The organism is Halorussus lipolyticus (genome assembly GCF_029338375.1).
GTDB classification, from domain to species: Archaea; Halobacteriota; Halobacteria; order Halobacteriales; family Haladaptataceae; genus Halorussus; species Halorussus lipolyticus.
The window spans coordinates 747,826-774,099 of the sequence record NZ_CP119804.1; the positions used below are offsets into that span (position 1 = coordinate 747,826).

Annotated in this window: 24 protein-coding genes and 1 tRNA gene; 8 read left to right on the top strand and 17 right to left on the bottom strand. The window is 66.6% G+C overall.

All coding sequences use genetic code 11. The annotated features are described in order from the left end of the window. Positions 1-381 precede the first annotated feature (381 nt). Both P2T57_RS03800 and P2T57_RS03805 read right to left on the bottom strand, forming a co-directional pair. A complete protein-coding gene (locus P2T57_RS03800; RefSeq protein ID WP_276301153.1) occupies positions 382-966 on the bottom strand; it encodes a HalX domain-containing protein in 585 nt (194 codons plus the stop codon). 138 nt (positions 967-1,104) lie between these two features. Then, positions 1,105-2,202, bottom strand: coding sequence for a helix-turn-helix transcriptional regulator (locus P2T57_RS03805; protein WP_276301154.1), 1,098 nt, complete (start codon positions 2,200-2,202; stop codon positions 1,105-1,107). An 816-nt stretch (positions 2,203-3,018) separates the two neighbouring features. Between P2T57_RS03805 and glmU the strand changes: the two genes are divergently transcribed. After that, on the top strand, positions 3,019-4,200 hold the full coding sequence (gene glmU / locus P2T57_RS03810) for a bifunctional sugar-1-phosphate nucleotidylyltransferase/acetyltransferase (RefSeq protein WP_276301155.1): 1,182 nt from the start codon (positions 3,019-3,021) through the stop codon (positions 4,198-4,200). Positions 4,201-4,456: 256 nt separating this feature from the next. On the opposite strand, the gene P2T57_RS03815 is transcribed toward glmU, so the two are convergent. The 3 genes from P2T57_RS03815 to P2T57_RS03825 form a co-directional block, all read right to left on the bottom strand. Then, positions 4,457-5,971 (bottom strand): carotenoid oxygenase family protein, encoded by a 1,515-nt coding sequence (locus P2T57_RS03815; RefSeq protein ID WP_276301156.1) that lies wholly within the window; start codon positions 5,969-5,971, stop codon positions 4,457-4,459. Between the two features lie 65 nt (positions 5,972-6,036). Continuing rightward, on the bottom strand, positions 6,037-7,224 hold the full coding sequence (locus P2T57_RS03820) for an outer membrane protein assembly factor BamB family protein (RefSeq protein ID WP_276301157.1): 1,188 nt from the start codon (positions 7,222-7,224) through the stop codon (positions 6,037-6,039). Positions 7,225-7,482: 258 nt separating this feature from the next. Further along, a tRNA-Lys gene (locus P2T57_RS03825) sits at positions 7,483-7,556 on the bottom strand. Between the two features lie 184 nt (positions 7,557-7,740). Between P2T57_RS03825 and P2T57_RS03830 the strand changes: the two genes are divergently transcribed. Then, on the top strand, positions 7,741-9,192 hold the full coding sequence (locus tag P2T57_RS03830) for a DHH family phosphoesterase (RefSeq protein ID WP_276301158.1): 1,452 nt from the start codon (positions 7,741-7,743) through the stop codon (positions 9,190-9,192). Positions 9,193-9,427: 235 nt separating this feature from the next. Here the strand turns inward: P2T57_RS03830 and P2T57_RS03835 are convergent, their stop codons facing one another. Continuing rightward, positions 9,428-9,721: a PRC-barrel domain-containing protein gene (locus tag P2T57_RS03835; RefSeq protein ID WP_276301159.1), complete on the bottom strand. Its 294-nt coding sequence runs from the start codon at positions 9,719-9,721 to the stop codon at positions 9,428-9,430. 188 nt (positions 9,722-9,909) lie between these two features. Between P2T57_RS03835 and P2T57_RS03840 the strand changes: the two genes are divergently transcribed. Continuing rightward, positions 9,910-10,173, top strand: coding sequence for a hypothetical protein (locus tag P2T57_RS03840; protein WP_276301160.1), 264 nt, complete (start codon positions 9,910-9,912; stop codon positions 10,171-10,173). Positions 10,174-10,195: 22 nt separating this feature from the next. Here P2T57_RS03840 and P2T57_RS03845 read toward each other — a convergent pair whose 3' ends face one another. After that, a complete protein-coding gene (locus P2T57_RS03845) occupies positions 10,196-11,353 on the bottom strand; it encodes a pyridoxal phosphate-dependent aminotransferase (protein ID WP_276301161.1) in 1,158 nt (385 codons plus the stop codon). 118 nt (positions 11,354-11,471) lie between these two features. Here P2T57_RS03845 and P2T57_RS03850 point away from each other — a divergent pair, with 118 nt between their 5' ends. Then, positions 11,472-12,170, top strand: a complete 699-nt coding sequence (locus P2T57_RS03850) for a DUF47 domain-containing protein (protein WP_276301162.1) — start codon at positions 11,472-11,474, stop codon at positions 12,168-12,170. 135 nt (positions 12,171-12,305) lie between these two features. On the opposite strand, the gene P2T57_RS03855 is transcribed toward P2T57_RS03850, so the two are convergent. Together P2T57_RS03855 and P2T57_RS03860 are read right to left on the bottom strand one after the other, a co-directional pair. Further along, the gene (locus tag P2T57_RS03855) at positions 12,306-12,746 is read right to left on the bottom strand and encodes a type IV pilin N-terminal domain-containing protein (protein ID WP_276301163.1); all 441 of its coding nucleotides are present in this window, start codon (positions 12,744-12,746) and stop codon (positions 12,306-12,308) included. 3 nt (positions 12,747-12,749) lie between these two features. Next, positions 12,750-13,193: a type IV pilin N-terminal domain-containing protein gene (locus tag P2T57_RS03860; RefSeq protein ID WP_276301164.1), complete on the bottom strand. Its 444-nt coding sequence runs from the start codon at positions 13,191-13,193 to the stop codon at positions 12,750-12,752. A gap of 306 nt (positions 13,194-13,499) precedes the next feature. Here P2T57_RS03860 and P2T57_RS03865 point away from each other — a divergent pair, with 306 nt between their 5' ends. Then, positions 13,500-14,054 carry a homing endonuclease associated repeat-containing protein gene (locus tag P2T57_RS03865; protein ID WP_276301165.1) on the top strand — a complete coding sequence of 185 codons (555 nt, stop codon included), beginning with the start codon at positions 13,500-13,502 and terminating at the stop codon, positions 14,052-14,054. 97 nt (positions 14,055-14,151) lie between these two features. Here the strand turns inward: P2T57_RS03865 and P2T57_RS03870 are convergent, their stop codons facing one another. Further along, positions 14,152-14,808 carry a plastocyanin/azurin family copper-binding protein gene (locus P2T57_RS03870; RefSeq protein WP_276301166.1) on the bottom strand — a complete coding sequence of 219 codons (657 nt, stop codon included), beginning with the start codon at positions 14,806-14,808 and terminating at the stop codon, positions 14,152-14,154. 230 nt (positions 14,809-15,038) lie between these two features. Here P2T57_RS03870 and P2T57_RS03875 point away from each other — a divergent pair, with 230 nt between their 5' ends. Next, a complete protein-coding gene (locus tag P2T57_RS03875; protein WP_276301167.1) occupies positions 15,039-16,055 on the top strand; it encodes a DUF7972 family membrane protein in 1,017 nt (338 codons plus the stop codon). 51 nt (positions 16,056-16,106) lie between these two features. Here P2T57_RS03875 and P2T57_RS03880 read toward each other — a convergent pair whose 3' ends face one another. Further along, positions 16,107-17,057, bottom strand: a complete 951-nt coding sequence (locus P2T57_RS03880; protein ID WP_276301168.1) for a M48 family metallopeptidase — start codon at positions 17,055-17,057, stop codon at positions 16,107-16,109. Between the two features lie 107 nt (positions 17,058-17,164). Between P2T57_RS03880 and P2T57_RS03885 the strand changes: the two genes are divergently transcribed. Next, positions 17,165-18,127 (top strand): AAA family ATPase, encoded by a 963-nt coding sequence (locus P2T57_RS03885; RefSeq protein ID WP_276301169.1) that lies wholly within the window; start codon positions 17,165-17,167, stop codon positions 18,125-18,127. A 141-nt stretch (positions 18,128-18,268) separates the two neighbouring features. Further along, entirely contained in the window at positions 18,269-18,571 is a 303-nt protein-coding gene (locus P2T57_RS03890; RefSeq protein ID WP_276301170.1) for an Htur_1727 family rSAM-partnered candidate RiPP, read from the top strand. 13 nt (positions 18,572-18,584) lie between these two features. On the opposite strand, the gene P2T57_RS03895 is transcribed toward P2T57_RS03890, so the two are convergent. The 6 genes from P2T57_RS03895 to P2T57_RS03920 all read right to left on the bottom strand — a co-directional run bounded on the left by P2T57_RS03895 (position 18,585) and on the right by P2T57_RS03920 (position 26,141). Beyond that, entirely contained in the window at positions 18,585-18,737 is a 153-nt protein-coding gene (locus P2T57_RS03895) for a hypothetical protein (protein WP_276301171.1), read from the bottom strand. Continuing rightward, complete coding sequence (locus P2T57_RS03900; RefSeq protein ID WP_276301172.1) at positions 18,734-19,114, bottom strand: HalOD1 output domain-containing protein; 381 nt, start codon at positions 19,112-19,114, stop codon at positions 18,734-18,736. The genes P2T57_RS03895 and P2T57_RS03900 overlap by 4 nt, the downstream gene beginning before the upstream one ends. A 133-nt stretch (positions 19,115-19,247) precedes the next feature. Beyond that, positions 19,248-20,894, bottom strand: a complete 1,647-nt coding sequence (locus tag P2T57_RS03905; RefSeq protein ID WP_276301173.1) for a DUF7519 family protein — start codon at positions 20,892-20,894, stop codon at positions 19,248-19,250. A gap of 44 nt (positions 20,895-20,938) precedes the next feature. Then, a complete protein-coding gene (locus P2T57_RS03910; RefSeq protein WP_276301174.1) occupies positions 20,939-22,417 on the bottom strand; it encodes a DUF58 domain-containing protein in 1,479 nt (492 codons plus the stop codon). Continuing rightward, the gene (locus tag P2T57_RS03915; protein ID WP_276301175.1) at positions 22,414-23,082 is read right to left on the bottom strand and encodes a DUF7269 family protein; all 669 of its coding nucleotides are present in this window, start codon (positions 23,080-23,082) and stop codon (positions 22,414-22,416) included. Before P2T57_RS03915 ends, P2T57_RS03910 begins: the two co-directional genes overlap by 4 nt. Continuing rightward, positions 23,082-26,141, bottom strand: a complete 3,060-nt coding sequence (locus tag P2T57_RS03920) for a transglutaminaseTgpA domain-containing protein (RefSeq protein WP_276301176.1) — start codon at positions 26,139-26,141, stop codon at positions 23,082-23,084. Before P2T57_RS03920 ends, P2T57_RS03915 begins: the two co-directional genes overlap by 1 nt. Positions 26,142-26,274: the final 133 nt, after the last annotated feature.

Sequence of the window (26,274 nt, forward strand, 5' to 3'; positions counted from 1 at the left end):
GAGTGAGAGCCGTGAGAAACCGCGGGCGAATGCTCCTCGTATCTATCCGTTATCGCCAGAAGTACTTAAACGAAATCGGGAGCGCGGGGCGTGGCGAACGAATGGAGTCGTCGCTGGCCGATACGTCGGACCCACCGCTGGTCAGTGCGAGTCCAGCAGAACGAGGCCGTCTTCCTCCGTATCTACCCGTTGTCGCCAGAAGCACTTAAAGCGAGCCGAGCTATCGCTGGCGATTCAGAGATTTGCGCCGACGCACGGACTGGCGTCTGGTCGGTGTGAGTTCGTCAGAACGAGGCCGTCTTCCCTCGTATCTATCCCTTGTCGCCAGAAGCACTTAAACGACTCACGCCGGTCTCGGGAGGCGACACGCCCCGTGAGGACTCACTCGTCGGACCCGCGGTCGGCGTCCGACCCTTGGAACTCCGCGCGCAGGTCCTCGTCGTCGAGTTCCGTCGCGGTGTTCGAGAGTTCCGCCCGGAGTTGGGCCAACTCGTCGGTGAGTTGGGCGTACTCGTCGCTGGCCCGTAGCTCCTCGTCGCTCTTTTTGGTCTCCAAGGCCGCCTTCTTGTTCGCCAGCGAGAGGAACTGCTGTATCTGGGTGTCATAGGTGGTGCGCCGGAGCAACTTCTCGACGGTTTCGAGGAGTTCGTCGGGGTCGGACACCGGCTTTTCGAGGTAGGCGTCGAAGCCGAGTTCGAGGATGTCGAAGTCGGGTTCGACCGCCGAGACGAGCGCGACCCGGCAGGTGAGTTCCTGCTCGTGAATCTCGTCCAGCACGTCCTCGCCCGAGAGGTCGGGCATCCGGCGGTCTAGCAGGACCACGTTGACCTCCTCGTCGAGTTTTTCGAGGGCCTCCGACCCGCTGTAGGCCGTGCGGACGCTGTAGTCGTCTTCGAGCCACTGGGCGTACGCATCGGTTATCGGCTTCTCGTCGTCGACGATGAGCACTGTAGCGTTGTTGGGCATGAGTCCGGTGTCGCCTTCCCGTTCTGATGAGTTATTCATACTGCGTGGGTGTTAAACTACCTTGTCTCGCCATCCTACTCGTCTGTCGCTTCGAGACGCCTGTCGCACCGTCGATTGCGCTCGGTCGGCATCGAGTCATCAGTCGGTCCCTCCCTGTTCGAAGGGTGATTTGGCGGTCTCGGGTTCGTAGCCGCTGAGGAAGACGAGGTTCCCTCGTCCCACCTGTACCCGAGTGATGAGTCCCTTCTCCTCCATCTTCGACAGTTTCCGGCTGACGGTCGATTTCGACCAGTCTGTCTCCTCGGTCACGTCGGCCTGCTTCATCCGACCGCCGTACTGGGTGAGGAGTTCCCGAATTCGGTCCTCGTCGGTCAGCATGGCCTCCTCGGGGAGTCCCTCGACGCCCGAATCCGGACCCGACTCGTCGGTGGCGTCGGCCGAATCCGAGTCGTCGAGGTCCGGGGGTACCGTCCCGGCGTCTGCGCCGACCGGTTCGGGTTCGGACGCCCCCGAGAACACGCCGGTCAGCGAGTCCCGAATCGACGCGACCAGTCCGGTCTCGGAGTCGGGCACCGATACGTCGGTATCGTGAGACTGGGCGTGGTCGCTGGTCGCTCGCTGGTCGCCGTAGGTCTCCGTGACCGACCACTTCTCGCCGTCGTCGGAGACTTCGACTACCGCGTCGAACAGCGATTTCAGCGTGTTGATGGTCTCTTCGTCGTGGATTTCGGGGTCCATGTGGTAGAACCCGATGGCATCGGCCGCCTGCACCCGGTGGGTCAGGATGTGGAGGTACCGGAACGCCGTGTCGAAGTCCACGTACTCCAGCAGAATCGTCAGCGTCTGGACCGACACCATCGTCCGATTCCCGTTGCCCTTCCAGCGCGTCAGGCGCTCGCTCAGCGGCGCGATGATGTCCATCGGCTGGTTGGGGTCCACTCGTGAGACCGACACTCCCGGCGGAATACCGGCGGTCTCCTCGTCGTCGGTATCCACGGTGTTCGCGTGAATGAACGCCAGTTCCGCGGGCAGTCGGTCGATGTGGGTCTTCCAGTCGGAAATCCACGTCTCCGGCGGCGGCGTGTAGGTTACTGCGGCGACGTTCGCCTCGTCCGGCGACGTGGTTGAGGCGAGCAGTTCGAGACACGTCCGATTGCCCGTCGGCGTCAGCGGTGCCAACAGGAGGACGTTAGAGGACTGCTCTAACTGTCTTCTATCAGATGTATCGATGTTCATTCGTTTGTGGCCATGGTTCGTGATTTCGTCCCCGGTCGTGAATCCGCCCGAAGTCACCGCGAGTGATAGGTAATGACGTTCTAACAAATATTAAGTCGTTGCCCTCGGACGCGCCGTCCGGAGGAGAGCGCCTGTTATCACTACGAGCGATGACTGTTAGCTTATCAGTATCTCCTGTGCCGTAAGCGGTCGTCCACGACCGAGGCCCGACGCTTCGGTCGTTACAGCGACGATACCCGCTAAACGAGATATGCTGTGAACTACCCCAACCCTGCTCACCGGCAATGGCGGTTCGCTGAGGGTGGGGCTTCCCTGTTCTCCGGCGCGCTTTTTTACGACGGTGAGTCGCACAGGGAGCGCAGTCTCCGAGGGCGTTGGGTTCGGACCGTCCCCGTCCTACCTGTTCGACGGTCCTGTTGTCGGGAGTGGCTGACTGCGCATCCGTGTTTTTGGATTTGAACGCAGGGCCGACCGACGACCGTCTTACTACCCGCTTTGACCGCAGGGGTAGTAAGGGCACCGATGCACATGGTTTCTCAGATGATGACGGGCGCTGTATCCCCACCCTACTTGCTCCCTCCCGCTGGTCGGTCGCTCCTTGAGGGTGGGGCCTTAGCGCCCTGCATTATCAGGTAAAGTCAAACGTGCCACAGGGAAAAGGACTCGGGGTGACTGGTCACGCCGTTTAAATGCAAACGTCGGATTTCGGCGATAGAACCGACGAACTCGGCGAGGGACCTGACGACCCGAGGCCGAGGGTTCGAGGGGTGGGCGACTTCGGGAGACTGAAACCGGTGGGTTCCGAAGGTAGTCACCATGCAAGCAGTCGTTCTCTCCGCCGGTCAGGGAACCCGAATCCGGCCGCTGTCGGCGTCGCTCCCGAAACCGATGCTCCCGGTGGCCGACCGACCGCTGTCTGCCCACGCCGCCGACGCCGCCGTCGAGGCGGGCGCAGACGAGTTGATTCTGGTCGTGGGCTACGAGGCCGAGGAGGTCCGGGACTACTTCGGCGACGAGTACGCCGGGGTCCCAGTCACCTACGCGGTCCAGCAGGAACAGGCCGGGACCGCCGACGCGGTTCGGTCTGCCAGCGAGTACCTCGACGGTCCTTTTGCGGTTCTCAACGGCGACAACCTCTACGAACCCGAGGCCATCGCCGAGTTGTTCGAGGAGGGACCGGCGGTCGGCGCGGTCCGGGTCGAGGACCCGACGAACTACGGGGTCCTCTCCACCGAGGACGACACCGTGACCGACATCGTGGAGAAGCCAGACGACCCGCCGACGAATCTGGCCAACGCCGGGGCCTACGCCTTCCCCGCGGAGGCCCGCGACTGGTTGGACGTGCCCGAAAGCGAGCGCGGCGAACACGAAATTACCGACGTGGTGGCCGAGGTCATCGCGGAGTACGACGTGGGAGTCGCCGTGATGGACCGGTGGCTAGACGTGGGTCGGCCGTGGGAACTGCTGGCGGCAAACGAGTGGAAACTGGGCGAACTGGACCGCGAGATTCGGGGCGAGGTCCACGACGACGCCGAACTCCGGGGTGACGTGGTGGTGGAATCGGGCGCGGAAATCGACGCCGGGGTCGTGGTCGAAGGCCCCGCCCTGATTCGGTCGGGGGCGAGCGTCGGGCCGAACGCCTACATCCGCGGGGCGACCCTCGTCGGTGAGGACGCCCACGTCGGCCACTCGGTCGAAATCAAGAACAGCGTCCTTGGGCGAGGCTCCCACGTCGCGCACCTGAGTTACGTCGGCGACAGCGTGCTGGGCCGGGACGTGAACTTCGGCGCAGGCACCAACGTCGCCAACCTCCGCCACGACGGCGAACCGGTGAGACTGACGGTCAAGGGCGACCGGGTTTCGACCGGCAGACGGAAGTTCGGCGTCGTGGTCGGCGACGAAGCCAAGACCGGCATCAACGCGAGTCTGAACGCCGGCGTGAAGCTCTCTGAAGGTGCGACGACGAAACCGGGCGAAGTGGTGACGCGGGATAGGTAGACAAGACGAAATACTCCGAATCTTCCACCTCTAACCCGGCGCGTGCTGGCGTCTTGCCGAGCGAAGCGAGGCAACGGCTCGGAAGACGCGGTTTGTCTTCCGGTGCGAGTGTGACCTCGGAAGTCACAGCCCGCGCAGGAGCGTAGCGACGAGCAGGAATGTCTTCCGGTGGCGAACCGCGCGAGGGCTTTCGAGACCGAGGTTGTTTCCTCTGTCGCCCGGAATACTGCGTCGTAATCTTTCTGTCAGACTGACACTACGTTGTAATCTCGGCAAAGAACTCGCCATGGAAGCCGAACGGGATGTGGTGGGGGACGTGCGCTCTCGCCAGTTCCTCGAACGTTTCGCCGTCGAGAACGACCAGCAGGGACTCCTCGGTTTCGGTGTCGAGGACGGGCGCAAGGACCACGCCGCGGTCCTCTGGTCGCTCGCGGTCCTCGGGCGCGACGGAATCCTCGTCGTCCTCCTCCGAGGCCGGTTTCGGGACGAAAATCGGCTCTCCCGCGTAGCACCCGTCTGCCCACCACTCGGTGGCCTCGCCAGTCTCGACGTTGACCTTCGCCAGTCCGTTCTGGCCCTTGCGGGCCGTGGCCTGCCCGTAGGCGTAGCGATAGGGTTCCATCCTCGCCCGCGGGGCGATTCGCGGGAGTTCCATCCCGGTGTATAGATTCCGGCGCTCGACCCGGCCACCGTCCGCACCCCGGCCACTGTCCTCGACCGGGACCCGGAATCGCGCGAGTTCTCCGGTCGCGGCGTCGAGGACCGGCCCGGCGTCGGCCGCGCTGTCCTCGCGGTCCCCCTCGACCGAGGCCATGAACAGGTCGCGGACGATGGCGGCGTCCTCGTAGGCCACGAGGTCCACGACGATTTCGCCGGTCTCGTCGTCCTCGAAGGCGTTGACGGTGTGGAAGAAGAAGAAGGGCGGCGCGGTCCGCTCGGCCGTGAGGTCCCCCGTCTCCCGGTCGAAGACCAGAAATCGCGTCCCGCGCTCGGGTTTCCACCGGAACTTGTCGATGAACCCGCCGCTCCCCGGCAGGAGGAACCGCATCGGGTTGACCACGAACGGCGGTTCCACGATGACGGCGTATCGGCGCGTCAGCCCGAAACTGTGGAGATACGCCGGTCGCTCGACTTCGAGCGAGGCGACGGGAACCCTGCTCGGTCGGGCACCGTTCGCGGTCGAATCGTCCAGCACGCGATAGACGTGATACTTGTTCGTGCGCCCGAACTGGGTCGCGTAGCCGACGGTCTCACCTCGCCGGTCGTCGTGCCGGAGGTGGGCGGTGACGTGGTGGACCGTCATGTCGTCGGCGTAGGTCTGGTCGCCCCGCGCCGACAGGTCGGTCGGGTCGAACCGGACGCGCCGCGGCGTCTCGGTCAGTGCGACGTACTCCCCGCCCACTCGGTCCACGTTGACGTTCGCGTTGTCTGTCGGGTCGTCCAGAAACGACCTGAGTTGGTCGAGGTAGCTCCCGGAAGTGGCGAACTGGCTGGTGAGTCGGCCCTCCTCGACCGCCTCGCGGTAGGCCTCGGTCCGAAGGAAGCGATTCGAGTAGCACACCTTGCCGCCGCCCTCCTCGAACCGGAACTTGTGGAGCATCGCCAGTCCGTCGAACCAGTGTTCGACGCGCTCGCCGCCGACTTCGAACCTGCCGGGGCCGTTGCGGACCAGCGACCCCGAGAGCCACGCAGGAATCTCGCCGTCCACGTCGAGCGCGAGGCCGTCGTGTTCGGTGTCGAGCGACCGGAATCCGGGACTGTAGGCTGGCATCTGGCAGTCCAATGGACTCGCACCTCGAAAACGGTGGCGGCTGGCGCGGTGAGACGAGTTCGGTCTTACTCCTCGCGGTGGCGCTGGACGCTCCCGACCCACGGCCCGGTCACGAACAGTTCGTCGTCGCCAGCGACCAGTCCAGTCGCTCGCTCGTACTTGGGACTCCACCCGCATCTGTCCCCCAGCGACTCCTCGACGACGCGGAATCGGTCCCAGCGCTCGCCGGTCCCGGCGTCGAGGACGAAGACGTACCCTCGCTGGTCGAGAACGTAGGCCAGCGCGCCATCTGACGAGACCGCGGCTATCGCGGCCTCACTGCCGAAATTCCATTGGCCCTGACCATCAGCCAACGAGAAGGCGGTTAGGCTCCCCGAGTCGGTGCCGACGAAGAAGCGTTCGCCGTCGCGCTCGGTCGCCGAGACGCCGCCAGACACCGCGGCCGTCCATCGCTCGTCCCCGGATTCGGCGTCGAGCGCCGCGATTTCTGCGACTTGTTCGTCCTCGCTGGCGACGTAGACTGCTCCGTCGTCGCCCCCGAATATCGACTCCCAGACCCTCTCGCCCACGTCGGTTCGCCAGCGTTCAGTTCCGTCACCGACCGCAAGCCCGTAGACTCCTCCGGCCTCTGTCGCCGCGACGACGGTCTCACCGACTGCGACCGGTCCGGTCCAGATCTTCGCGTCCACGGAGCGCGCCCAGACCTCCTCGCCGGTCCCGGCGTCGAGCGCGACGACCCGGTGGACGAAACTGCCGTCGCTCGGCCCGGCGTCCGAGTCCGGGGTGTGGGAGATGCCGACGACCACGAGGCCGTCTACCCACTCGGGTTGGCCCCACGCGCCGCCGCCGTAGGTTTCCCGGCCGCCGGCGTCGTAGCGCCACTGAACGTGGCCGGTCTGTTTGTCGAGGGCGTACACGTAGTCCGCGCCAGTCCCGACGTAAATCGTCTCGCTACCGACCAGCGGGACGCCCGCACCGCCGCCAGTCACGGTGAACACCCAGTTTGGCTCCCCGTCGAATCGTTTCAGCGATGCTACTCGGGAAACGAGGTCCTCGCCGGTGTAGCCGTGCCTCTCGGAGACGTAGACCGAGTACTCGTCGGTGACTGGGGGCGACCAGTGCCTGCCGTCGAGGTTCCACCGCAGTTCGCGCCGGTCGATGCAGTGGTCCTCCTCGAACCACCAGTAGCCGCCGACGCCGACCGCGGCAGTGCCGAGGCCTGCGAGGAGTTCGCGGCGAGTCCAATCGGCCATTCTCCGGAGTGCGGTCGCTCCGACGTGATAAGTTTTCTACTTTTGATTGGCAAGACGCGGTGCTCGCCGATTTGCTCACGGAAAGAATACGGGCCGGAAGGGATTTGAACTACGTCAAGACGTTCCGGGCGTGTGGCCCTCCGGGCCATTCCGGGCGTGCGACTTGCCTCGTTCAAATCCTTCCGGCGATGCGAATTTGCGACTCGCGGAGTGGCGAGCGCACAAGGCGCTCACCGTGTTGCTCGTCGCAAAATATAGCGGGCCGGAAGGGATTTGAACCCCTGACCGTCTGATTAAGAGTCAGACGCTCTCCCTAACTGAGCTACCGGCCCAACGCATCCCATTCTTGCCGTGGGTTACGTAAATACGTTTCCGTTTCGCCGAACTGTTACGGCTTTCGATTCCCGGCGAAACCCGGTGAAGGCTTCCCGGTCGCGTCCGGCCGTAGTCCCCGAATTTCCGCCGAAAAACTTCTCCGGGAACATTAAGTGTGGTCCGAAGCTACGCCACAGTATCATGAGCGCCGGGATTACCATCTCCTCTATGTCCGATTACGCCATTTTGGGCTGTGGTAGCGTCGGGCACGCTGTCGCCGAGGAGCTAGTGGAGCAGGGCAAAGACGTACTCATCATCGACCGGGACGCCGACCGGGTGGAAGCCCTGCGAGACCAAGACCTCAACGCCCAGACCGCCGACATCCGCGAGGACGACCTCTACGAGACTATTTCTGACAACGAGGTCGTCCTCATCATGGCCTCCGACGTGGAGGCAAACAAGGAGGCCGTTCGGAACATCAGGGAACACGACGGCGAGCAGTTTATCGTCGTGCGCGCGAGCGACCCGGTTTCGGAAGACGAACTCACCGACCTCGGGGCGGACGTGGTTATCAATCCCTCGGAGGTCATCGCCGATTCGGCGCTTCGGGCGCTCGAAACCGGCGAGTTGGAGTACAAGGCTCAACAGCTCGCCGAGGTCTTGGAGGCGACCGGCGACCGACTCGCCATCGTCACCCACGACAACCCAGACCCCGACTCCATCGCCAGCGCAGTCGCGCTACAGGCCATCGCCGACACGCTCGGCGTCGAGTCCGACATCCTCTACATCGGCGACATCGGCCATCAGGAGAACCGGGCGTTCGTCAACCTGCTGGGCATCGAGTTGTTCCCCTACGCCGAGGCCGACGTGGACGACTACGACACCATCGCGCTGGTGGACCACGCCAAGGCGACCGAGGCCACCTTCGACCAACCGGTAGACATCTTTATCGACCACTTCGAACCGGACGAGGAGTACGAAGCCGAGTTCGTGGACATCCGGCCCTCGGTGAGTTCGACCTCCACCATCATGACGAAGTACATTCAGGAGTTCGACCTGAACGTCAGCGAGGAGGTCGCTACCGCCCTGCTCTACGGCATCCGGGCCGAGACGCTGGACTTCAAGCGCGACACGACGCCAGCGGATTTGACCGCCGCGGCCTACCTCTACCCCTTCGCCAACCACGACACGCTCGAACAGGTCGAATCGCCCTCGATGTCCCCCGAGACGCTGGACGTGCTGGCGGAGGCCATCACCAACCGCGAAGTGCAGGGGAGTCACCTCGTGAGCAACGCGGGGTTCATCCGCGACCGGGACGCCCTGACGCAGGCCGCCTCCCACCTGCTGAATCTGGAGGGCATCACGACCACCGCCGTCTTCGGCATCGCCGACGACACCATCTACCTCGCCGCCCGGTCGAAGGACATCCGGATGAACATCGGCAAGGTGCTTCAGGACGCCTTCAGCGAAATCGGCGAGGCCGCGGGCCACTCGACGCAGGCCAGCGTCGAGATTCCGCTGGGCATCTTTACCGGCATCGAGACCACAGACGACAACCGCGACACGCTCCTCTCGCTGACCGAGGAGGCCGTCAAGCGCAAACTGTTCGACGCGATGGGCGTCGAGAGCGGCGAAGGCAGTAACGGAAGCTAAGGCGGAGATTTCCGAATTTCTCGGCGCTGTTTTCGACGTTTGTTCCCTCGATTCGATACGTTTCCGTCCGGCGCGCGGCGGTTGCAGTGCGGTCCTCCTCGGCTTCGGCAGTAGCTAGCTCCTTTGGCCCTGCAACAGCATTGCCACGGCCCGAAACTACCGCTAGTCGATAGCTATCACCGGAACCCCCGAAAATCGAAAATTCCCGAGTGGAGAGTCTACCCGAAATCCGATTTCAGACCGCGATGTCCTCGTCGTCGGCGTCGGGTTGGCGGAGGCGCTCGATGGTGTCATTGATGAGAACCACGTCACCGACGGCGCGTACCCAGCGGTAGGGAATCATCACGCCGTTCTCGTCGCCCACCACGTCAGAGAACAGTTCGCTGTTGAGTTCGCCGAGCGCGATGCCCGTGACGGTACAGGCGTCCACGTTCAATCGAACGTCCTCGACTTCCCCGACGAAGACGCCGTTGTTGGAGTACACCTCCCGGCCGACTAGACTCGTAATCTCCTGCGGTGTTCCGTCCATGTGGGAAACGATGGTAAGGGTGGGTCTTAACTTTTGGCAGAGTCTCACGAAATTAGCCGCAGAATCGAGACACCGCGACGCCGCGACGACTGCGCCCGCGACACTCCCGCCGCGACAATCACTGCCCGGCCAATCACTGCCCGGTCAATGCTACCGACTGCCACGGAGCTTTTCTGACTTCGTGAACAATGCCCGACGTGTCCGACGCCATCGACAGCTCACGGAGCGGTCAGGACGAGGACACGACACAGGGGAACTGGCTCACCAGAAACTTCTGGATGGTCAAGGGACTGGTCGCTGTCGCGCTCCTCGTGGGCCTCGCCTACGGGAGTCTGGCGGTGTTCGACCACGAGTTGGCGAACGTCCTCTGGGCCATTTCGATAACGATGGCCGGACTGGTCGTGTTGATACAGGTCGGGTTCGGCGCGTTGCGGGTCGTCCGGTCGGCGTGAGGCCCGTCGCGCTCTTTTCGGTCTACTCGGTGAGTCCGTCCAGCACGTCCCCGAACCTGTCGAGGCCCGCCCGGACCTCGCTCGGCGTCCCGCACGCGCTGATTCGGAAACTCTCGGGGTCGTCGAAGAAGCGACCGGGGACGACCAGCACGCCCTCGTCCCACGCTGACCGTGCAACCTCGTCGCCGTCGGCCGATTCGTGGCTCAGGAAAGCGTAGGTGCAACCCTCCTCGACACGACCGAGGAGGTCCCCGCGCTTGTCGGCGAACTCGGCCAACGCCTCGCGGTTGGTCCGAATGCGCTCGCGGGACTCGGGGACGAGGCTGTCGGCGTCGGCGAGGACCCGGCGAGCGAGTCGCCTGCTCGGTTCGGCGACTGCCGGGACGTGGTTCTTGACCGACCGCGCGCGGGCCACGAAATCGGCGTCGGCGACCAGCCATCCGAGACGCAGGTCGCCGAAGCCGAAGAACTTGGTGAGCGAGTTCGTGACGACCGTATTCGGCAGGTCGACTGCCGAGGGGCCGCCGAAGGGACCGACCGGCGACGAACGCTGGGAGGACAAGTCCAGCGTTAGTTCCCCGCCGAAGGGCGCGTACACCTCGTCCACGAGGAGCGTGGCACCCCCGTCGCCGACGGTGCGAGCGACCTCTGCGAGGTCTTCGCGGTCGGTTCGGCGACCGCTCGGATTGTGGCGGTTCGAGACCGACACGAGGACGGTATCCTCGAGGAGCGCGGCGTCCACTCGGTCCGGGTCGAGGGGATAGCCCTCGTCGGGCGGGCGAAAGAATCGGTCCACGGTCGCGCCCAGTCCCTCCGGCGTCGCCAGCAGAGGTTCGTAGCCGGGTTTCTCGACCAGCACGCGGTGGGTCGCGGACTCCTCGTCGTCCGCCTCGCCGTCCTCGTCCGCCCGGTCCTCGGCCTTCGAGAGCGCGGCGGCCTCTGCGAGGAAGTTGGCGTGGGTCGCCCCGGCGGTCACGAGGACGTTCTCGGGACCGACGCCGTACTCGTCGGCGACGAGTTGCTCGACGGTCGCCCCCGGCGTCGGCGTCCCGGCGAGCGCGGGCGGAACGACCTCGTTCGGTTCGGCGGGCGCGCGGCGCAGGTCCGACGACCCGAGGTCGTACTCGGCCTCCTCGGGCCGCCCGGAAATCCAGTCGAGATACGCGATGTCGGGGAACACGCTCGAACTTGGACGGAGCGTGAAATTAACGTTCGGGATGCCCGCCGAACGTGGCGTACATTCACGAACGTATCGGTCATAGTAGGCTTTTCCTCTGTCGTCGGCCCCCTTCCAGTCGATGACGACCACGCCGAGCGAGTCGGGGTACGCCGAGGAGGTCTGCGCGCTGACCGAGCAGTATCTCGAACGGGTCGCGGAGGCCACCGCGGCGCTCCCGGCGGCACTCGACGCCTACGACGAGGACGCCGACGCCTTCGAGGAGGCCACCCAGACAGTTGCGGACCACGAGTCGGCCTGCGACGAGACGCTCCGGGACCTCCGCACCGCGGTGGGCAAGTCGATGCCGCCGAACTACAGTCGGTTCTACCTGCGCATCGACGACGTGTCGCGCCTCTACGCCGCCATCGACGAGATTCCGAACCGCGCCGAGCGCTTCGTCCGGGAACTCCGGGCGATGCGCCCCGCGCTGGACGACCGGACCCGCGAGACTTGCCGGGAGATGGCGCTCCTCGTCCACGAGGCCGCGTCGGCGTTGGCCGACCTGACCGCCGACTACGTAGCGCGACTGGTCGCGCCCGAGGCCGCGCCCGACGACCCGACCCCCGGCGTCACCGAGCGCGTGGACGAGTTGGCGGTCCTCGAAAGCGAGTGTGACGGCCTGAAGTACGACGCGCTCTCGGCGGCGTTCGACGCCCACTCGACCGCCGACGCGCTGGTGGTCCGCGAGTTGGTGCTGACGCTCGACGCCGCGATGGACGCCGTGGAGGACGTGGGCGAGCAGTTGCTGTTTCTGGCGAGTGGTGAGGTCGAGGTGTAAGGAATTGTAATTATTTCTTTTAGGATTTTATAGTTGGTTTAGAGAATTAGAGAGTGGTTTCAGTACTGCTAGGCAGACTTGGGAGTAGTGAGCGAGGAGGCCTCGAAAAATCGGGAAAACCGCGTCAGAAGGTAGTTATTCGACTTCGTACTCGCCGAGGACGTTTGAGGACTCGCCACCGTCAGCAGTCCAGACGACTTTGATGACCGAATCTCCGTTGAGACTACCACTAGGAATGTTAATCGATTCGCCAGCAGTAACCTTGTCATTCGGCGAGGACTTACTGGCCCACGAGCTAGCAACGCCCTCAGGGGAACCGTCAACCATCACTTCGATGTTCCCTTGCTTCAGCGGGTCACCGCTATCGTGAGAGATAGTGACATCTGCGCTGTTACCTGCTCCGGACTGGTCGAACGAGATCGAAGCCGTCGGCGACGACTGCTGAACGTTCTGACCGAGGCCGAGGACGAACGTGCCAATCACGGCCGCCAGAATCACCGTAATCGCCACCATGAGGATGACGCCGATGACCGGCGAAACCGCGTCGTCGTCGTGAAGGAGTTGTTTCAGATTCATTGTTTATTCAACCGTGAACTCACCGAGGACGTTCGAGGACTCTCCGCCGTCAGCGGTCCAGACAACTTTGATGGTGTCTTCTGCATTGAAACCGCTGGAGGCTTTAAGAGTGACAGATTCTCCTGCAGTAATTTCACTGTCACTAGCCCAATCATCGACAGGATTACTCGGGTTACTGATACTATTGCCAGTAACAGTAATGTCAATCTGATCCTTCTCAAGCGGGTCACCGCCATCGTGTGCGACTTGCACGTCTGCGCTACCTGCCGACCCTTGCTGGTCGAACGAAATCGATGCCGTCGGACTCGAAGACTGAACGTTCTGTCCGAGTCCGAGGACGAACGTACCGATGACGGCCGCCAGAATCACCGTAATCGCCACCATGAGGATGACGCCGATGACCGGCGAAACCGCGCCGTCGTCTTCGAAGAGTGCTTTTAGGTTCATGTTTCGTATTTCTCCGTTTTCCGGCACGTTATCATCCCTGAGAAGTGGCCATACACTTTATGATGGCCGACGAGCAACGGTCACTCGTCGGCGGGGGACCGCCAAAGCCGCCCCGGACCGGCACTTCTCTGGCGATGATACGTGCTTAATTGGCTCGTTCGTAGTCCCCCTATATAAATACTTGCTTACCTGAAAATGCGATTATAGAATTTGATGCTCTGCTGGAATTTACATATTTTTTTATCACATACGGAATACGTCCGATAACGCTCACATTTAAGACTATTGGCTCCTATCTGGAAACTGATGAGCCAGCAAGTGTCTCCGGAGACGCTACGGTCCGCACTGCAGTCGCTGGCCGCCCGGCTCGGCAAGACGCCGACCGTGGTGGACATGCACGAGGAGGGCCAGTACGCGCCGAAGGTCTACCAAGAGGTCTTCGGCAGTTGGAACGAAGCGCTGGAGGCCGCAGGACTCGACCCCGACGAAATCGGGACCAAGCGAATTCCCGACAGAGAACTGCTGGCGGAACTCCAGCGCCTCTACACCGAACTCGGCAAGCCCCCGACCCAGCGCGACATGACCGAACACGGCGAGTACTCGAACCGAACCTATCAACTCCGATTCGGCAGTTGGTCGGCGGCGCTACAGGAGGCCATGTTGGAGACCAACGACGGCATCTCCGAGGCCGAACTCCTGCGAGAAATCGAGCGCCTCGCCCGCGAACTCGGCCGCGCGCCGAAGGCCGCCGAGATGGACGACCGGGGCGAGTACGCTCCCGTGACCTATCACCGCCGGTTCGGGTCGTGGCGCGACGCGCTGACCGAGGCCAACCTCGACGCCGTGACCGACGACTCGTAGGACCGGCGCGGTCCTCGCGCGACCGGCGTGCAACCGACACTTCTCCGGAGGCTCCTCGCCTCGTTTCCCCGCCGCGTAGCCGACGCTGGCGGGTGCGCTACTCGCTACTGTTGTTGCTCCCGCCATCGCCGCCGCCGCCGTCCGCGTTGAACTCGTCGTAGGAAATCGCCCCGGCGTCCACGATGTCCTGCGCGGCGGGCACGGCCCCGTCCGGCGGGTTGCCCTCCACGTCGCCGGGTTCGCCGCAGACCACGCGAGCGACCATCCCGAGGGCCTTGTGGGGAATGCAGAAGTAGTCGTAGGTCCCCGGCACCTCGAAGGTGTAGCTGAACGTCGCGCCCTCCTCGGTCAGAATCTCGCTATTCCACGGTTCGGCGTCGTCGGGAATCCGGGTCACGTCGGCCGAGTCGAGACTCTCGGCGTAGGCCGTCGAGGAGTGCGACCCGGCCTCGTTGACCCACTCGACCGTGGTTCCCGGTTCGACGAACAGGCCGATTGGGTCGAAGAAGTACTCGCTGTCCTCGGTGACCATCCGGACCTGCTCGGTGCCGCCACCCGCTCCGCCGGTCGTGGTTTCGGTCTCCTCGCCGTCGCCTTCGGTAGTCGTTCCACCCTCGGTCGTGGTCGTCTCGCCGCCCGCCTCGGTCGTGGTTTCGTCCCCACCGTTTCCACCCGGTGCGTTACACCCCGCGAGGCCGACGAGACCCCCAGTCGCGCCGGCGCTCATCGCTTTGATAAGTGTGCGTCGATTCACAACTCGGAAGTAGGGCTTCGAGCAGAATAACGGATGTGGCTAGGTGTGTCTCGCGTTCTCACTGAACAATCGAATCACCGGGGCTACGCGTCGCTCTGTGCCGACCCGGCGTCGGTCACCCGGCCGAGGAACAACACGGTGCCCTGCTCGTCCCCAGTTCCCACTGCTTATCTAAACATTACTCTCGGTCCGCCCAACGGCTTTTGCCCCTCGAAATCCTACCGAACGTCGTGTCTTCGAGGTCCGAGCAGGGCGGACCCGCCGGGGCGTCGGACTCCGACAGCGACGGCAGACTCCGCTCGGGCGGGGCGAAAAACTGGCTCCTCGTGGATGGCAACCGCCTCGTCGTCGCGGGAGGAGTCCTCGCGTTCGCGCTGGTCGGACTGTTCTCGCTGGTGTGGGCCTACGGGTTCACCCCCTTCCGAGCGTCGAGTCCGATGTACTTCCTGTTCAGTGCGCTCGTCACCGGCGACCTGACGCTCGTCACCGTCGTCCTCTCCATCAACCAACTCGTCCTCTCGCGGGAACTCGGTTCACCGGGCACGCTTCAGGACCGGATTCAGGGCGCGTTGCAGTACCGCGGCGACGTCGAGGAGGCCGCCGAAACCGGGACCCTGCCCAAGTCGCCGACCCGGTTCCTGCGCTTCCTCCACGAGCGAGTCGAGGACCAGACCCACCGACTCGACGCGGCCACCGCAAGTCTCGACGACGAGGCGGTCCGTGAGGAGGCCCGAACGCTCACCTCGTCGCTCTACGACGACGTGGACCTCGTGAACCGGACCCTCGACGCCGACGACGGTATCTTCAGCGTGGTGTCGGCGACGATAGCGACGAACCACGCCGACCAACTCCAGCGAATCGCCGCGCTCGCCGACGAACACGCCGACTCGCTGTCGGCGGAGTTCCGGGACCTGCTCGACACGCTCGAAACCACCCTGCTCCAAATCGACGTGGCGCGCAACTACTTCAAGACGGTCTACGTCCAGAAGGAGTTGGCGTACCTCTCGCGGGTCCTCCTCTACGTCGGGGTCCCCGCAATCGTCGTGGACGGCCTCGCGCTGGTGTTCTACAACGCGCTCGGCCCCGAGACGATTCCGGTGCTGGTCGTCTACGCCGTCGTGGCCGTGGCGTTCGTCCTCGGGTTCGCGCCGCTGGCCATCCTGTTCGCGTTCGTCCTCCGACTCGCGTGGGTCGCCCAGCGAACCGCCACCGTCGCGCCGTTCTCGTCCGGGCGGTATCGCTCGTAGTCGCCGCGCCCCGGCGCTCACCGAATCCCGGCGCTCACCGACTCTCAACGCTTATCGAACTTCGATGGACACCGCGCCGCGCTCTCGGTCTGCGCGCTCGACCAGTCGGTCGATTCGGTCGTCCATCGCGGGGTGGGTCGAGAGGAGTCGCCCCAGCGCGCCCTCGTCGTCGCCCCGGACTTGCAGGGGCGAGACCATCGTCCACCGGGGGTCGGTCGCGCGCTGGATTTTCCGAAGGGCGCGGGCCAACGCGACCGGGTTGCCCGTGACCGCCGCAGACCGGTCGTCGGCCGCGAACTCCCGGCGACGGGAGTGAGCGAGCAGAACCAGCGTGAGGACGACGAACCCGAACATCACGACCTGTCCGACCCGCCTGCGGAGCGCGGAGACCGGCGCGAGCGAGTCGGCGGGCGGTCGGCCTCGAATCCAGTCGAGGCCGCGACGCAGGCCCGCCCCGACCACGACGAAGGGGAGCGCCAGCGCCACGACGACCCAGACCAGCGATTGCCCGGCGCTGTAGGCCAGCGTCTGGACCAGACTGTCGTGACTTTCGAGGTGGGCGAGTTCGTGGGCCAGCAGGGCCTCCAACTCGTCGGGAGACAGGAGATGAAACAGCGACCGGTCGAGGACGACCACGCCGCCCCGAATCCCGCCGAGCGCCATCGCGTTGGGCGACCCGAGGCGACCCACCAGCAAGCGAGGACGGCCAGCGTCCATCTCCTCGGCGAGTCGGTCGAGTCGGGCGTGGACCTCGGGCGCTCGTCCTCGGGACAGGTCGGCGGCCTGCACCTTCCCGAGGAGTTGCACCGTGCCGAACCGGTAGCTCAGGTACCCGAGCAGGACGGTGAGGACGGTGGTCCACGCAATCACGGTCAGCAGGTCTCCTCGGGCCAGCCAAATCGCCCCGAGGAGTCGGTAGCCGAGGTACGCGACCCCGGCGTAGACGACCAGCAGGCCGACGCCGACGAGAACCATCAGCGCGCGGAGACCGACTCTGCGCATGGCAGGGGGTTAGGGTGGCTGGAGCAAGGGGGTGTCGGTCGAAGGAAGGTTCTCGGTGACACCCGACAGTACCAACGCTTTTTACGAATCGCTGAGACTTACTCGGCATGAATCAGTCCACGGCGACCGAGCGATGCAGGCGCGTTCTCGACGCAGTTGGCTCGGCCGTCATCGCCGACGAGGAGTTCCTCGAAACCGTCCTGACCGGCATCTTGGCCCGCGGCCACGTCCTGCTCGAGGACGTGCCGGGAACGGGCAAGACCCTGACCGCCCGGAGTTTCGCGTCGGCGCTCGGTCTCTCCTTCTCGCGCATCCAGTTCACGCCCGACCTCCTCCCGGCGGACATCACCGGGTCGAACGTCTACAACGAGGGCACCGGCGAGTTCGAGTTCTCGCCCGGCCCGGTCTTCGCCAACGTCGTGCTGGCCGACGAAATCAACCGGGCACCCCCAAAGACGCAGGCCGCCCTGCTGGAGGCGATGGGCGAGGGGCAGGTCACGGTAGACGGGACGACCCACAAACTCCCCGAACCGTTCTTCGTCCTCGCCACGCAGAACCCCGTCGAGCAGGAGGGCACCTTCGGCCTGCCCGAGGCCCAACGCGACCGCTTCATCGTCAAGACCACGATGGGCTACCCCGACTTCGACGGCGAGCGCGAACTGGTGGACCGCCGGGCCGACCGGACCGCCAAGGCCCCGAGCGTCGAACCGGTCTTGCAGGGCAAGGACGTGGCCGAGGTCCAGCGCGTCCTCGAAGCGGTCCGGGTCGATGGGAAGATTCGGGACTACGTGGTCGCGCTCGGCAGGGCCACCCGGCAGGACGACCGGGTAGCGGTCGGCGTCTCTCCTCGCGGAATCCAGCGCCTGTTCGAGGCCGCCCGCGCCAACGCCATCATCGCGGGCCGGGAGTACGTCGTCCCCGACGACGTGAAGCGCGTCGCCGAACCGACCTTCGCCCACCGCCTCGTGCTGACCGACGAGGCCAGCGTGCGCGGGGCCGACCAGAGTGCGGTCGTCGCCGACGTGCTGGACCGCGTGGAGGTGCCGGCGGTGAAATCCTCGTCCGCGTAGCGCGGGAGCGAAGCGAATCCGCGGTGGGCCGACCGCCGCCGCCGACGCTCAAAATCAATCCGGTCCCGAACGTCATCGCCCCCGTTTTCGTGCCGGGAGAATCGCCGAAGCGAACTTTTTCCAGCGAGCAAATCGCCCGGCATGGTCGAGAAGGCGCGACGAGTCGAGGTCGAGGAGGGCCGCCCGGACGCCGACCCTGAGTGGGAGATTCTGGCCCGCGACGAACCCGGCGACCCACCGCGATACGTCGGCACCGTCCGGGCCGAGGACGCCGGCGAGGCCCACGAGGAGGCCACCCGACTGTTCTGCTGGTACGCTCACGAGGTCTGGGTCTGTCCGACCGACGAGATTCGGCGGTTCTCGGCGGCCGAGGAAAACGAGGCGGTCGAGAGACCGCAGGCGGTGCCCGACTCGGGGAGCGAGGAGCGGACCCACGAACTGTAGCGCGGGGACGTGGCTAGGGTTCGACCGGCAACGCCACGGTGGACTGAATCCACGCGCGGTCGTTCTCGGTGTCTTGGACGATGGTGATGGTGTCGGCGTCGTCGTCCTCGAACTCGATGCACCGGTAGCGCGAGGGGGCCTCGCGGCGCTGGTCGGCGTCCGTCATCGGGTCCCCTCGAAGGCCACTTCGCCACCGGACGACTCGACTGCGCCGGAGTCGCCGGATTCGACCGCGGCGGGTTCGGTCCGGGCAGTCTCGGTTCGCGCAGTCTCCGAGGGAACGTCGAAATCCGGGTCGTCCTCGACTGTCACCGCGCCGGTATCGGTGACTTCGACGCGACAACCGGCCACGGCGAACGTCACGGTCACGTTCGGGTCCCGGCCGGTTCGCGGCCCCTCGGCCAGTCGATTCAGGGCGTCGGGGTCCACGACGCGGTACAGCGTCGGGAGGTCTCGGGGGTCTCGTCCGGTCTCGTCGGCGATGGCTTCGATGACGGTCGTCGTCGCGGACTCCTCGGGGGCGATGTGGATTGTCTGGCTCATGGCTCGTTCACCCTCTCGTAGTGGCGTGACGGGGATAGGCTTAGCAGGTACGTGTATAGCCCTCGCCGAACCACCGGGGGTATATATCTAACCCTGCGCGAAAATCAACCGAAACAGGCGCTGAAACTGCCACTCAGCGCAACGCCATCACCAACAGCACCACGCCAGCGACCGCGCCGAACAGCGCGACAGACAGGTCGCCGAGGCCGCCGTTCGGAATGCCGGACTCGCCACCGGACGAGACCACCGTCGCCAGCGCCCCGGCCGCGAGCGCACCGACCGCCCCGACCGAGAGCGCGCTCAGTCCGTGAAGCAGTTCGACGCGCCGGGTCGGGGCGCGCCGACCGACCTCGGAGCCGAGGGTCACAGCGAACTCCCCGGCGTCCCAGACCACCAGCGCGACGACCAACCCGGCAAGCACCAGCCAGAACGGCGCGTCCACCGTTCCGGCGAACGCCGCTGAGAGGAACAGGCCGCCGCCCGCCAGCGACGACCCGGCCACCCGGTCGGAGACGAACCCGAGCGCGAACGCCAACCAGAGCGCGAACACGCCGACGGTCGCCAGCGTGAGGACGCCCGCCATCAGTCCCAAGACCACCGTCTCGGAGCCGTAGAACGTCACCACGCCGTCCGCGAGGTCGGCGAACCGGCCCGAAAGCGGCGATTCGAGTCGGCTCTCCACGAAGCCGATTAGCCCCCGAAGAACCGGCCCGTGGGCCAAGTGGACGCCGGCGACGACGACTCCGCCGGCGACGAAGGGGGCGTAGCCGACCAGCAGTTCCCGGACCGAGGCCCGTGACGAGCGCCGGACCAGCGTGGCGACGGCCGCCGAGGCCCCGGCGAGGAGCGTGGCCCACCACAGGAGGTCCCGAAGGCCCGCCGAGGAGGTCACGGCCACGAGCAAGTCGTGGCCCGCCGTCGGAAGGTACTGCCTGCCGACCGACGCCGGAACCGCGAGCTCGACCACGAGCGCGACCGGAATCCCGAGCGCGGCCACCGCGAGCAGTCCGCCGAGTCCTCGCTCTACCAGACTCAGCGCGTCGGCGACCTTCACGTCGCCGACAGTGGCCTCGCCCGCGAACTCCTCGGTCGGCAGGTCTCGCAGGGCGCGATAGCCGGCGTAGGTCGCGGCCCCGGCCAGCACGCCGAACTGGAGGAGGTGGACCTTTCCCGGCGTGGGCGCGAACAGCCAGTCGGTCGCCGACGAAATCGCACCGCCGACGACGCTCCCGACGCCGAGTTGGAGGTTATCGACCAGCGCGTAGCCTGCGAGTGCGATGAACAGGTTGACCGGGAGCAGGGCGACCCGAGTCACGAGCGCCATGCACTCCGAGACCGACCGGGAGGTCCCGACCCCGCGAGTCGAGGCCACTGCGCCGAACACCGCAATCGTACAGCCACAGAGGACAGCCATCACGCCGACGATGCGCAGAATCTCGCCGACGACGTTGGTCGGCGACCCGGCCGGGAACGAAACCGCGAACGCCACCAGCGCCTCGTAGCCGACGCCCGCGGTGATGCCCGCGCCGGCCGGGACGAGGAGTAGACTCGCGCCGAGCGTGGCGGGCACCTGCCACCGGTCGAAGGTCAACAGCCAGAGCGCGACTGCGAGGCATATCGCGCCGCCCGCAGAGACCGCCGCGCCCTTCGGCACCCCGACCGCGAGGACGAGCGCCCCGACGCTGACGACGGTGCCCAGAAGCGCGACGGCGGTACTCGCGCGCGTCGGTGCCCAGTTCGTCTCCGAGCGGTCGGCCGTGTCGTGAGGTTCTTCCATCATCGGCAAAGCAAGTTCTGTAATTGTTAGAAAAATCTATTTAATTGTCAGAGCAGGTTTCTCAGCGAGCGTTCGAGCGCGATTTCCAGCGGGTCGGAGACCGACCAGTCCACCGTCTTCGCGCCGGTCGTCCGGAGGTCCCAGAGTCTGACCTCGCGGCGCGTTCCGGCGATGGTCCGGCCAGCGGACTCGGCGGTCGTCGCCGACTCTGCGCCCGTCACGTCGGGACTCAGGACGGCGAGGTCGTGGCCTCGCGCCGTGACCGACCGGGCCAGCGACAGCGGCCAGTCGTCCAGCACCGGCGAGACCACCACGACCTGCGAGTCGGCCGGCAGGCGAGCGAGGAGTCGCCGGACGGTCGGGTCCTCGGCCCCGTCTGCCTCCGACGAGGCCCCGGAACTCCCGGTTCGCTCACCGCCGTCGGCCACCGTCCCAATCGGTGCCTCGTCGGGCGTCCCGTCGCCGGCGTCCGAACCGACTTCGGCCTCGTGCGCTGGACCGGTCCCGTCGCCGGGCACCTGCCGGGGGGCGTCGCGGTCCCCAGCGCTCCCGACCGCCTCGAAGACGAGTCGCGCGCTCGAATCCCCGTCGGCGGCCGCCCAGAGCAGGCCGTCTGCCGGGAGTCCGCCGGGCGCGTCCTCGTCTGCGAGACCCACCGCGGTCACGCCGGTCGCTACGTTCCCTGCGGTTAGCGCGTCGTATAATTGTCTGCCCGCGTAGGCGCAGAGTTCCGCGCCGTTGGGATAGCCCGCGCTCGGCGTGGTTCTGACGACTGGCCGGGCGTCTATCACGACCACGACCCGGACAGCGCGCTCCTCGCGGAACTCGACGGTGGTCAGGTCGCCGGTCTTGGCGAAGCGCCGCCAGTCGATGCGACTGATGGGGTCGCCGGGCCGGTACTCGCGGGTCGAGTGGAACTCGACGCCCTCGCCGCCGGAGTCGGTGGTGTGGGTCCCGACGCGCCGGGGCGAGGCCTCCCCGAACGGCGGGTCCGAGACCGAGCGAGCGCAGTCGAGGGTGGTCTCGCCCGAGGGTTCGACCGCCAGCGTGGCGCTGTCCGTCGCGCTCGCGGTCCGGACCCTGACCGCTGGGTCGCCGAAGTCGTACTCGCCGCGCTTGGCCACGACCGAGTAGGTGACGGTGGCCTCCTCGTCGGGGCGGAGCGCGAGCGCGGACCGGGGCGACCCCGAGACCACGGACAACTCGTCGGGCACGCCGTCCACGATTCGCACGTCGGTCAGGGCCGACTCGCCCGGATTCCGGACCGTCAGCGTGACCTCGATTTCGCTCCCCGGCGCGGGACTCGCCGAGTCGAAAGCCCGCTCGATTTCCGGTTTCGTCGCCCCCGACAGCGACGACAGCGCGCCGAAGGCGACGTAAGCCAGCGGAACCACGGCGGCCGCGAACAGTCGCGGGTCGGCGTAGAGCAGGCCGAGCGTGGTCAAGAGCAACGTCCCGGCCAGCGCGCCCCGGAACCGGGGCACTCGCTCGCGGGTCCGACTCGTCGCTCGTCGCTCGTCGCTCATCGGTCGTCCTCCTCGTCAGCGGTGGCGCGGCCGGTCTCGCCGGACCCGCCGAAAATCGCTTCGACCTCCTCGACGGTTCGCTCGACTCGCTGGCGGCGCTCGGTCTCGGGGTCGAGCCACGACCTGAGGCGGGCCACCAGCGGGAAGTCGGGTCCCGACTCGTCGGCGAGGAGCGCAGACGCAATCGTGTCGTCGGTCCACCTGCCCGACCGAATCGCCCGGCGGGCCTCGGCGGGTTCGAGGTCGGCGGTCCGGGCGTAGGCGCTGGCCGCGGTCCGGGCGAGGTCGGCGCGGACCGCCCGGAAAGCCGCGTCGTCGCCCTTGCAGGCCATCTCGATTCGCTCGTCCAGCGACTGGCCGGTCAGAGTCCGGTCGGTCGCACTCACCGTCTCGGGCGGGTCGAGCGGTTCGGCGGTGTCGGGCGCGCTCTCGAATCTGCGGGCCGGGCCGTCGAGCGCGGGGGCGTCGGGCGACCCGGCGCGGGCGGCCCACGCGGCGTAGAGACCGACGACCGACCCGAGGACCAACAGCAGGCGCTCGGAACTTTGGGATTCGACGACCGAAACGACCGCCGAGAGCGGGTCGGCGAGGCCGGGGACGGCGACGAGGGCCGCCGCGACGAGCGTCACGACGACGCCGAGACCGCCCAGCAGGCGAGCGCGCATCAGTCGTCACCTCCGAAGAAGTCGGCGATGGTGGGTCCGTTCGGCGATTCGGTTCGCTCGGGGTCGGCCCGGTCGGTCTCCTCGTGGCGCGCTCGCTCGATGTCCTCGATGGCCTCCTCGACTCGGGGGAGTCGGTCGTCCGGCGAGTGCGCGCCGTACTCCACGTCGCGGAAGGCGTCTCGGAGCGTGACGACTGCGCCGGGCGGCAGGTCGTCCTCGCGGACCGCGTGGGTGGCGAGTTCGCCGGGGGTCATCGCGCCGGGCCGCCGAACCGAGACGGTCCGGAGGAAGGAGGTCCACGCGTCCCGGAGCGTTCGGTAGGACCGGTCTGCCGAGTCGTCGTCCGCTCGCGGCCCGGACTGCGCGCCGTCGCCAGCGAGGTCGGCAAGCGACTGGCGACTGCTCTCGCGGACGGTTTCGAGGCGGTCGGCGAGCCACGCCCGGAATCTGGCCAGTAGCTCCCTCAGCGTGGTCTCGCCCGACCGGAGTTCGGCCAGCGCGTCGAGGAGGCGCTCGACGGCCCACGAGAGGCGGTCTGCTGTCCCGAACAGCGCCGCGACAGCGAGGTCCGGGAGCGCCCGAATCGCACCGACGAGTGCCGCGACGGCCTGCCGGGGACCGATGCCAGCGCGGCGCGCTGTGAATCCGAGACCCCCGAGGACGAGGGCGGCCCCGCCGACGAGTCCCGCGAGGTTGACGAATAGGCCCGAGACGGTCGTCCGGCGGGTCTGGCCGCGGGCCGAGACCGCGATTTCGGCGCTCCCGCCGAAGGGGAGCGAGGCCGTCGCGGTGCCGTTGATGTCGGTCCGGTGCTTCGCGTCGCCGACCCGGACCTCCGCGTCGCTAATCGGTTCGCCGCCGTAGGTCGCGCTGACTTCGACGCCGGTTCCGGGGAGCGCGAGCGGGAGTTTCGGGTCGGCAGAGACTTCGAGTCTCGGGACGACCAGCGTCGTCTCGCCCTCGACGGAGCCTCGGGAGACGCCGACCGTGACGTTGCCCGGCGATTCGGGGAGTCGAACGCTGGCGCGGCCGTTCTTCCCGGTCGTGCCGACCGTCTCGCCGTCGAGGGTCACGTCGGCGTTCCGGACCGGGACGCCCCGGACCGTCGCCGTCACGACGACTTCGCGTCCGGCTATCACGTCGCCGGAGACCGCGAGCGTGGCGTTCGTCACCAGCGAGTAGTCGGTGCCGTTGGTCTCGTTGCCGGGCGCGAGGTTGTGGGCCGGTACTGTGTCGTCCCCGAGGACAGTCTGTGGTTCGCCGTCCCCGAGACCGGTCGGCGGCGGACCCGCCAGCGAGAAGACACTGCCGAGGCCGACGGGCGGCCCGGACACTTCATATGAATGCTTAGGTATCGAAAACTGATTCTTAAAGGATTGTATCTGCGTGTCCGTCCTCGCGTTCGCGCCGTCGCCGTCACGCCTTCCGTCACCGCCGACTCGGATGTTCAGCGTCTCGGCGTAGGGGACCTGCCCGGTGACGGTCCCGTCAACGTCGGTGACGCCGATACGCTCGCCGTTGAAGTAGACCGGCGCACGGCCGACGGCACTGGCGTTGTCGGTTATCGTGACCTCCACGACTGCGCCGGGGACCGGCGTCCGGTTGAGCGTCACGTCGTACCCGTTCGAGGAGCGGTCGCCGTCGCCCCCGCCCGAGTCGGCGGTGGTCGTCTCGCCGGGGGCCGCCGTGGTTGCCTCGTCACCGCTGGATTCGCCGGGGTCCTCGGTGGTCCGGGTGTCGTACTCGACGGGCGTCCCGGTTTCGGCGGCGGTCGTTCCCGACTCCGAGGAGGTGTCCTCGGCGGGGCTACCGCCGTCGCCGGGCGTAGTGGTCCCGAGGCCGGGCCGACCGCCCGCGTCCGTCGCCGAGAACATCTCGCCGGGGCTTCCGGACTCGGCGTGGTCGTACTGGCTCGGGGGGTTCTGAGTCTGGTTCCCGAAGGCCTGTCGCTCGGACTGGAGGCGCTCTCGCCCCGGCGTCGGGTCGAACCGGACCCATCCGACCTGCGGGAAGTAGGCCTCGACCCACGCGTGGGCGTTCATCCCCCGGACCTTGTAGGTGTTCGCCCCGACCTTCTGGCCGGTGGAGTAGCCAACGACGTATCGGGCCGGAATGTCCTGCGACCGGAGCATCACGGTCATCGCGGTGGCGAAGTACTCGCAGTAGCCCTGCTCCATCTCGAAAATGAACTCGGAGGCCACGTCTCCGCCGGAGGGTTTCGAGGCGTTCAGCGAGTAGTTCTTGTTCGCCTCCAGCCACGACTCGATGCGCGCGGCGGTTCCGTAGGGCGAGGAGGCCCCGTCGGTCAGGCGCTCGGTGAACTCGGCGAGGCGGGGGTCGGTGTCGTTCGGGAGCGCGGTGTACCGGCGCTCGACTTCGCTCGGGTAGTTCCGGCCCGCAGTCCGGAGGACGGTCGGGTCCCGCGGCGGCCGGTGGCTAACCCCCGAGTAGGTCGTCCCGGCGGGCACGGGGTTGTCGGTGACGAACGCGCGCTGGTCGGTCACGGACAGCGAGTCGGTCGCCGACTGGGAGACCGAATTGGCCTGCCAGACGGTCGGGAGCGACGACGCCGACTGACCGAGGGTGACGCGGTACTCGACTCGCTGGCCTTGGATGCCCGCGCCCCTGATGGGGCCCGAGTAGGGTTGCCGGTCGCCCGACTTCTTCCACCCGGACCCGGTGTAGCTATCGTAGGCACCGGTCCGCCAGTAGGACGCCGAGGTGCTTCGCACCCGGAAGTGGACCTCGGCGTTCTGCGACCGGAAGGCGCTCCCGTTCTCGGCCAGCGACCCGCCGAGAGAGGTCTCCTCGCCCGGATTCAGCGCGCCGAGGTCGCCCCCGGAGCCGCCTGCTCCGCCGCCGCTCATCCCGCCGACGTTGACGTTCGGCGTCGGGACGACCGACCCGAGCGGGGTCCGGCCCAGTCCGGCACCCGAGACTGCGGGGACGACGGTGCCCGCCAACACGACCGCGAGGACGCAGAACACCGCGAGCGCGGCGCGAAGTCGGTCGCGGGACTGTTCGTCGGCGGGCAACAGCGGTGACGGCTTCTCGGACATGGCGAGTTCGGGTTGTGGTCTGGGGGATGGTCCGCGAGGGTATCGACCGCAGGGGTGGACCGCGAGGCGGACCGCGGAGATTTGGTGTGAGTACGCACGACAACTGCGCGGAGACACGTAAAAAGATTGGTGG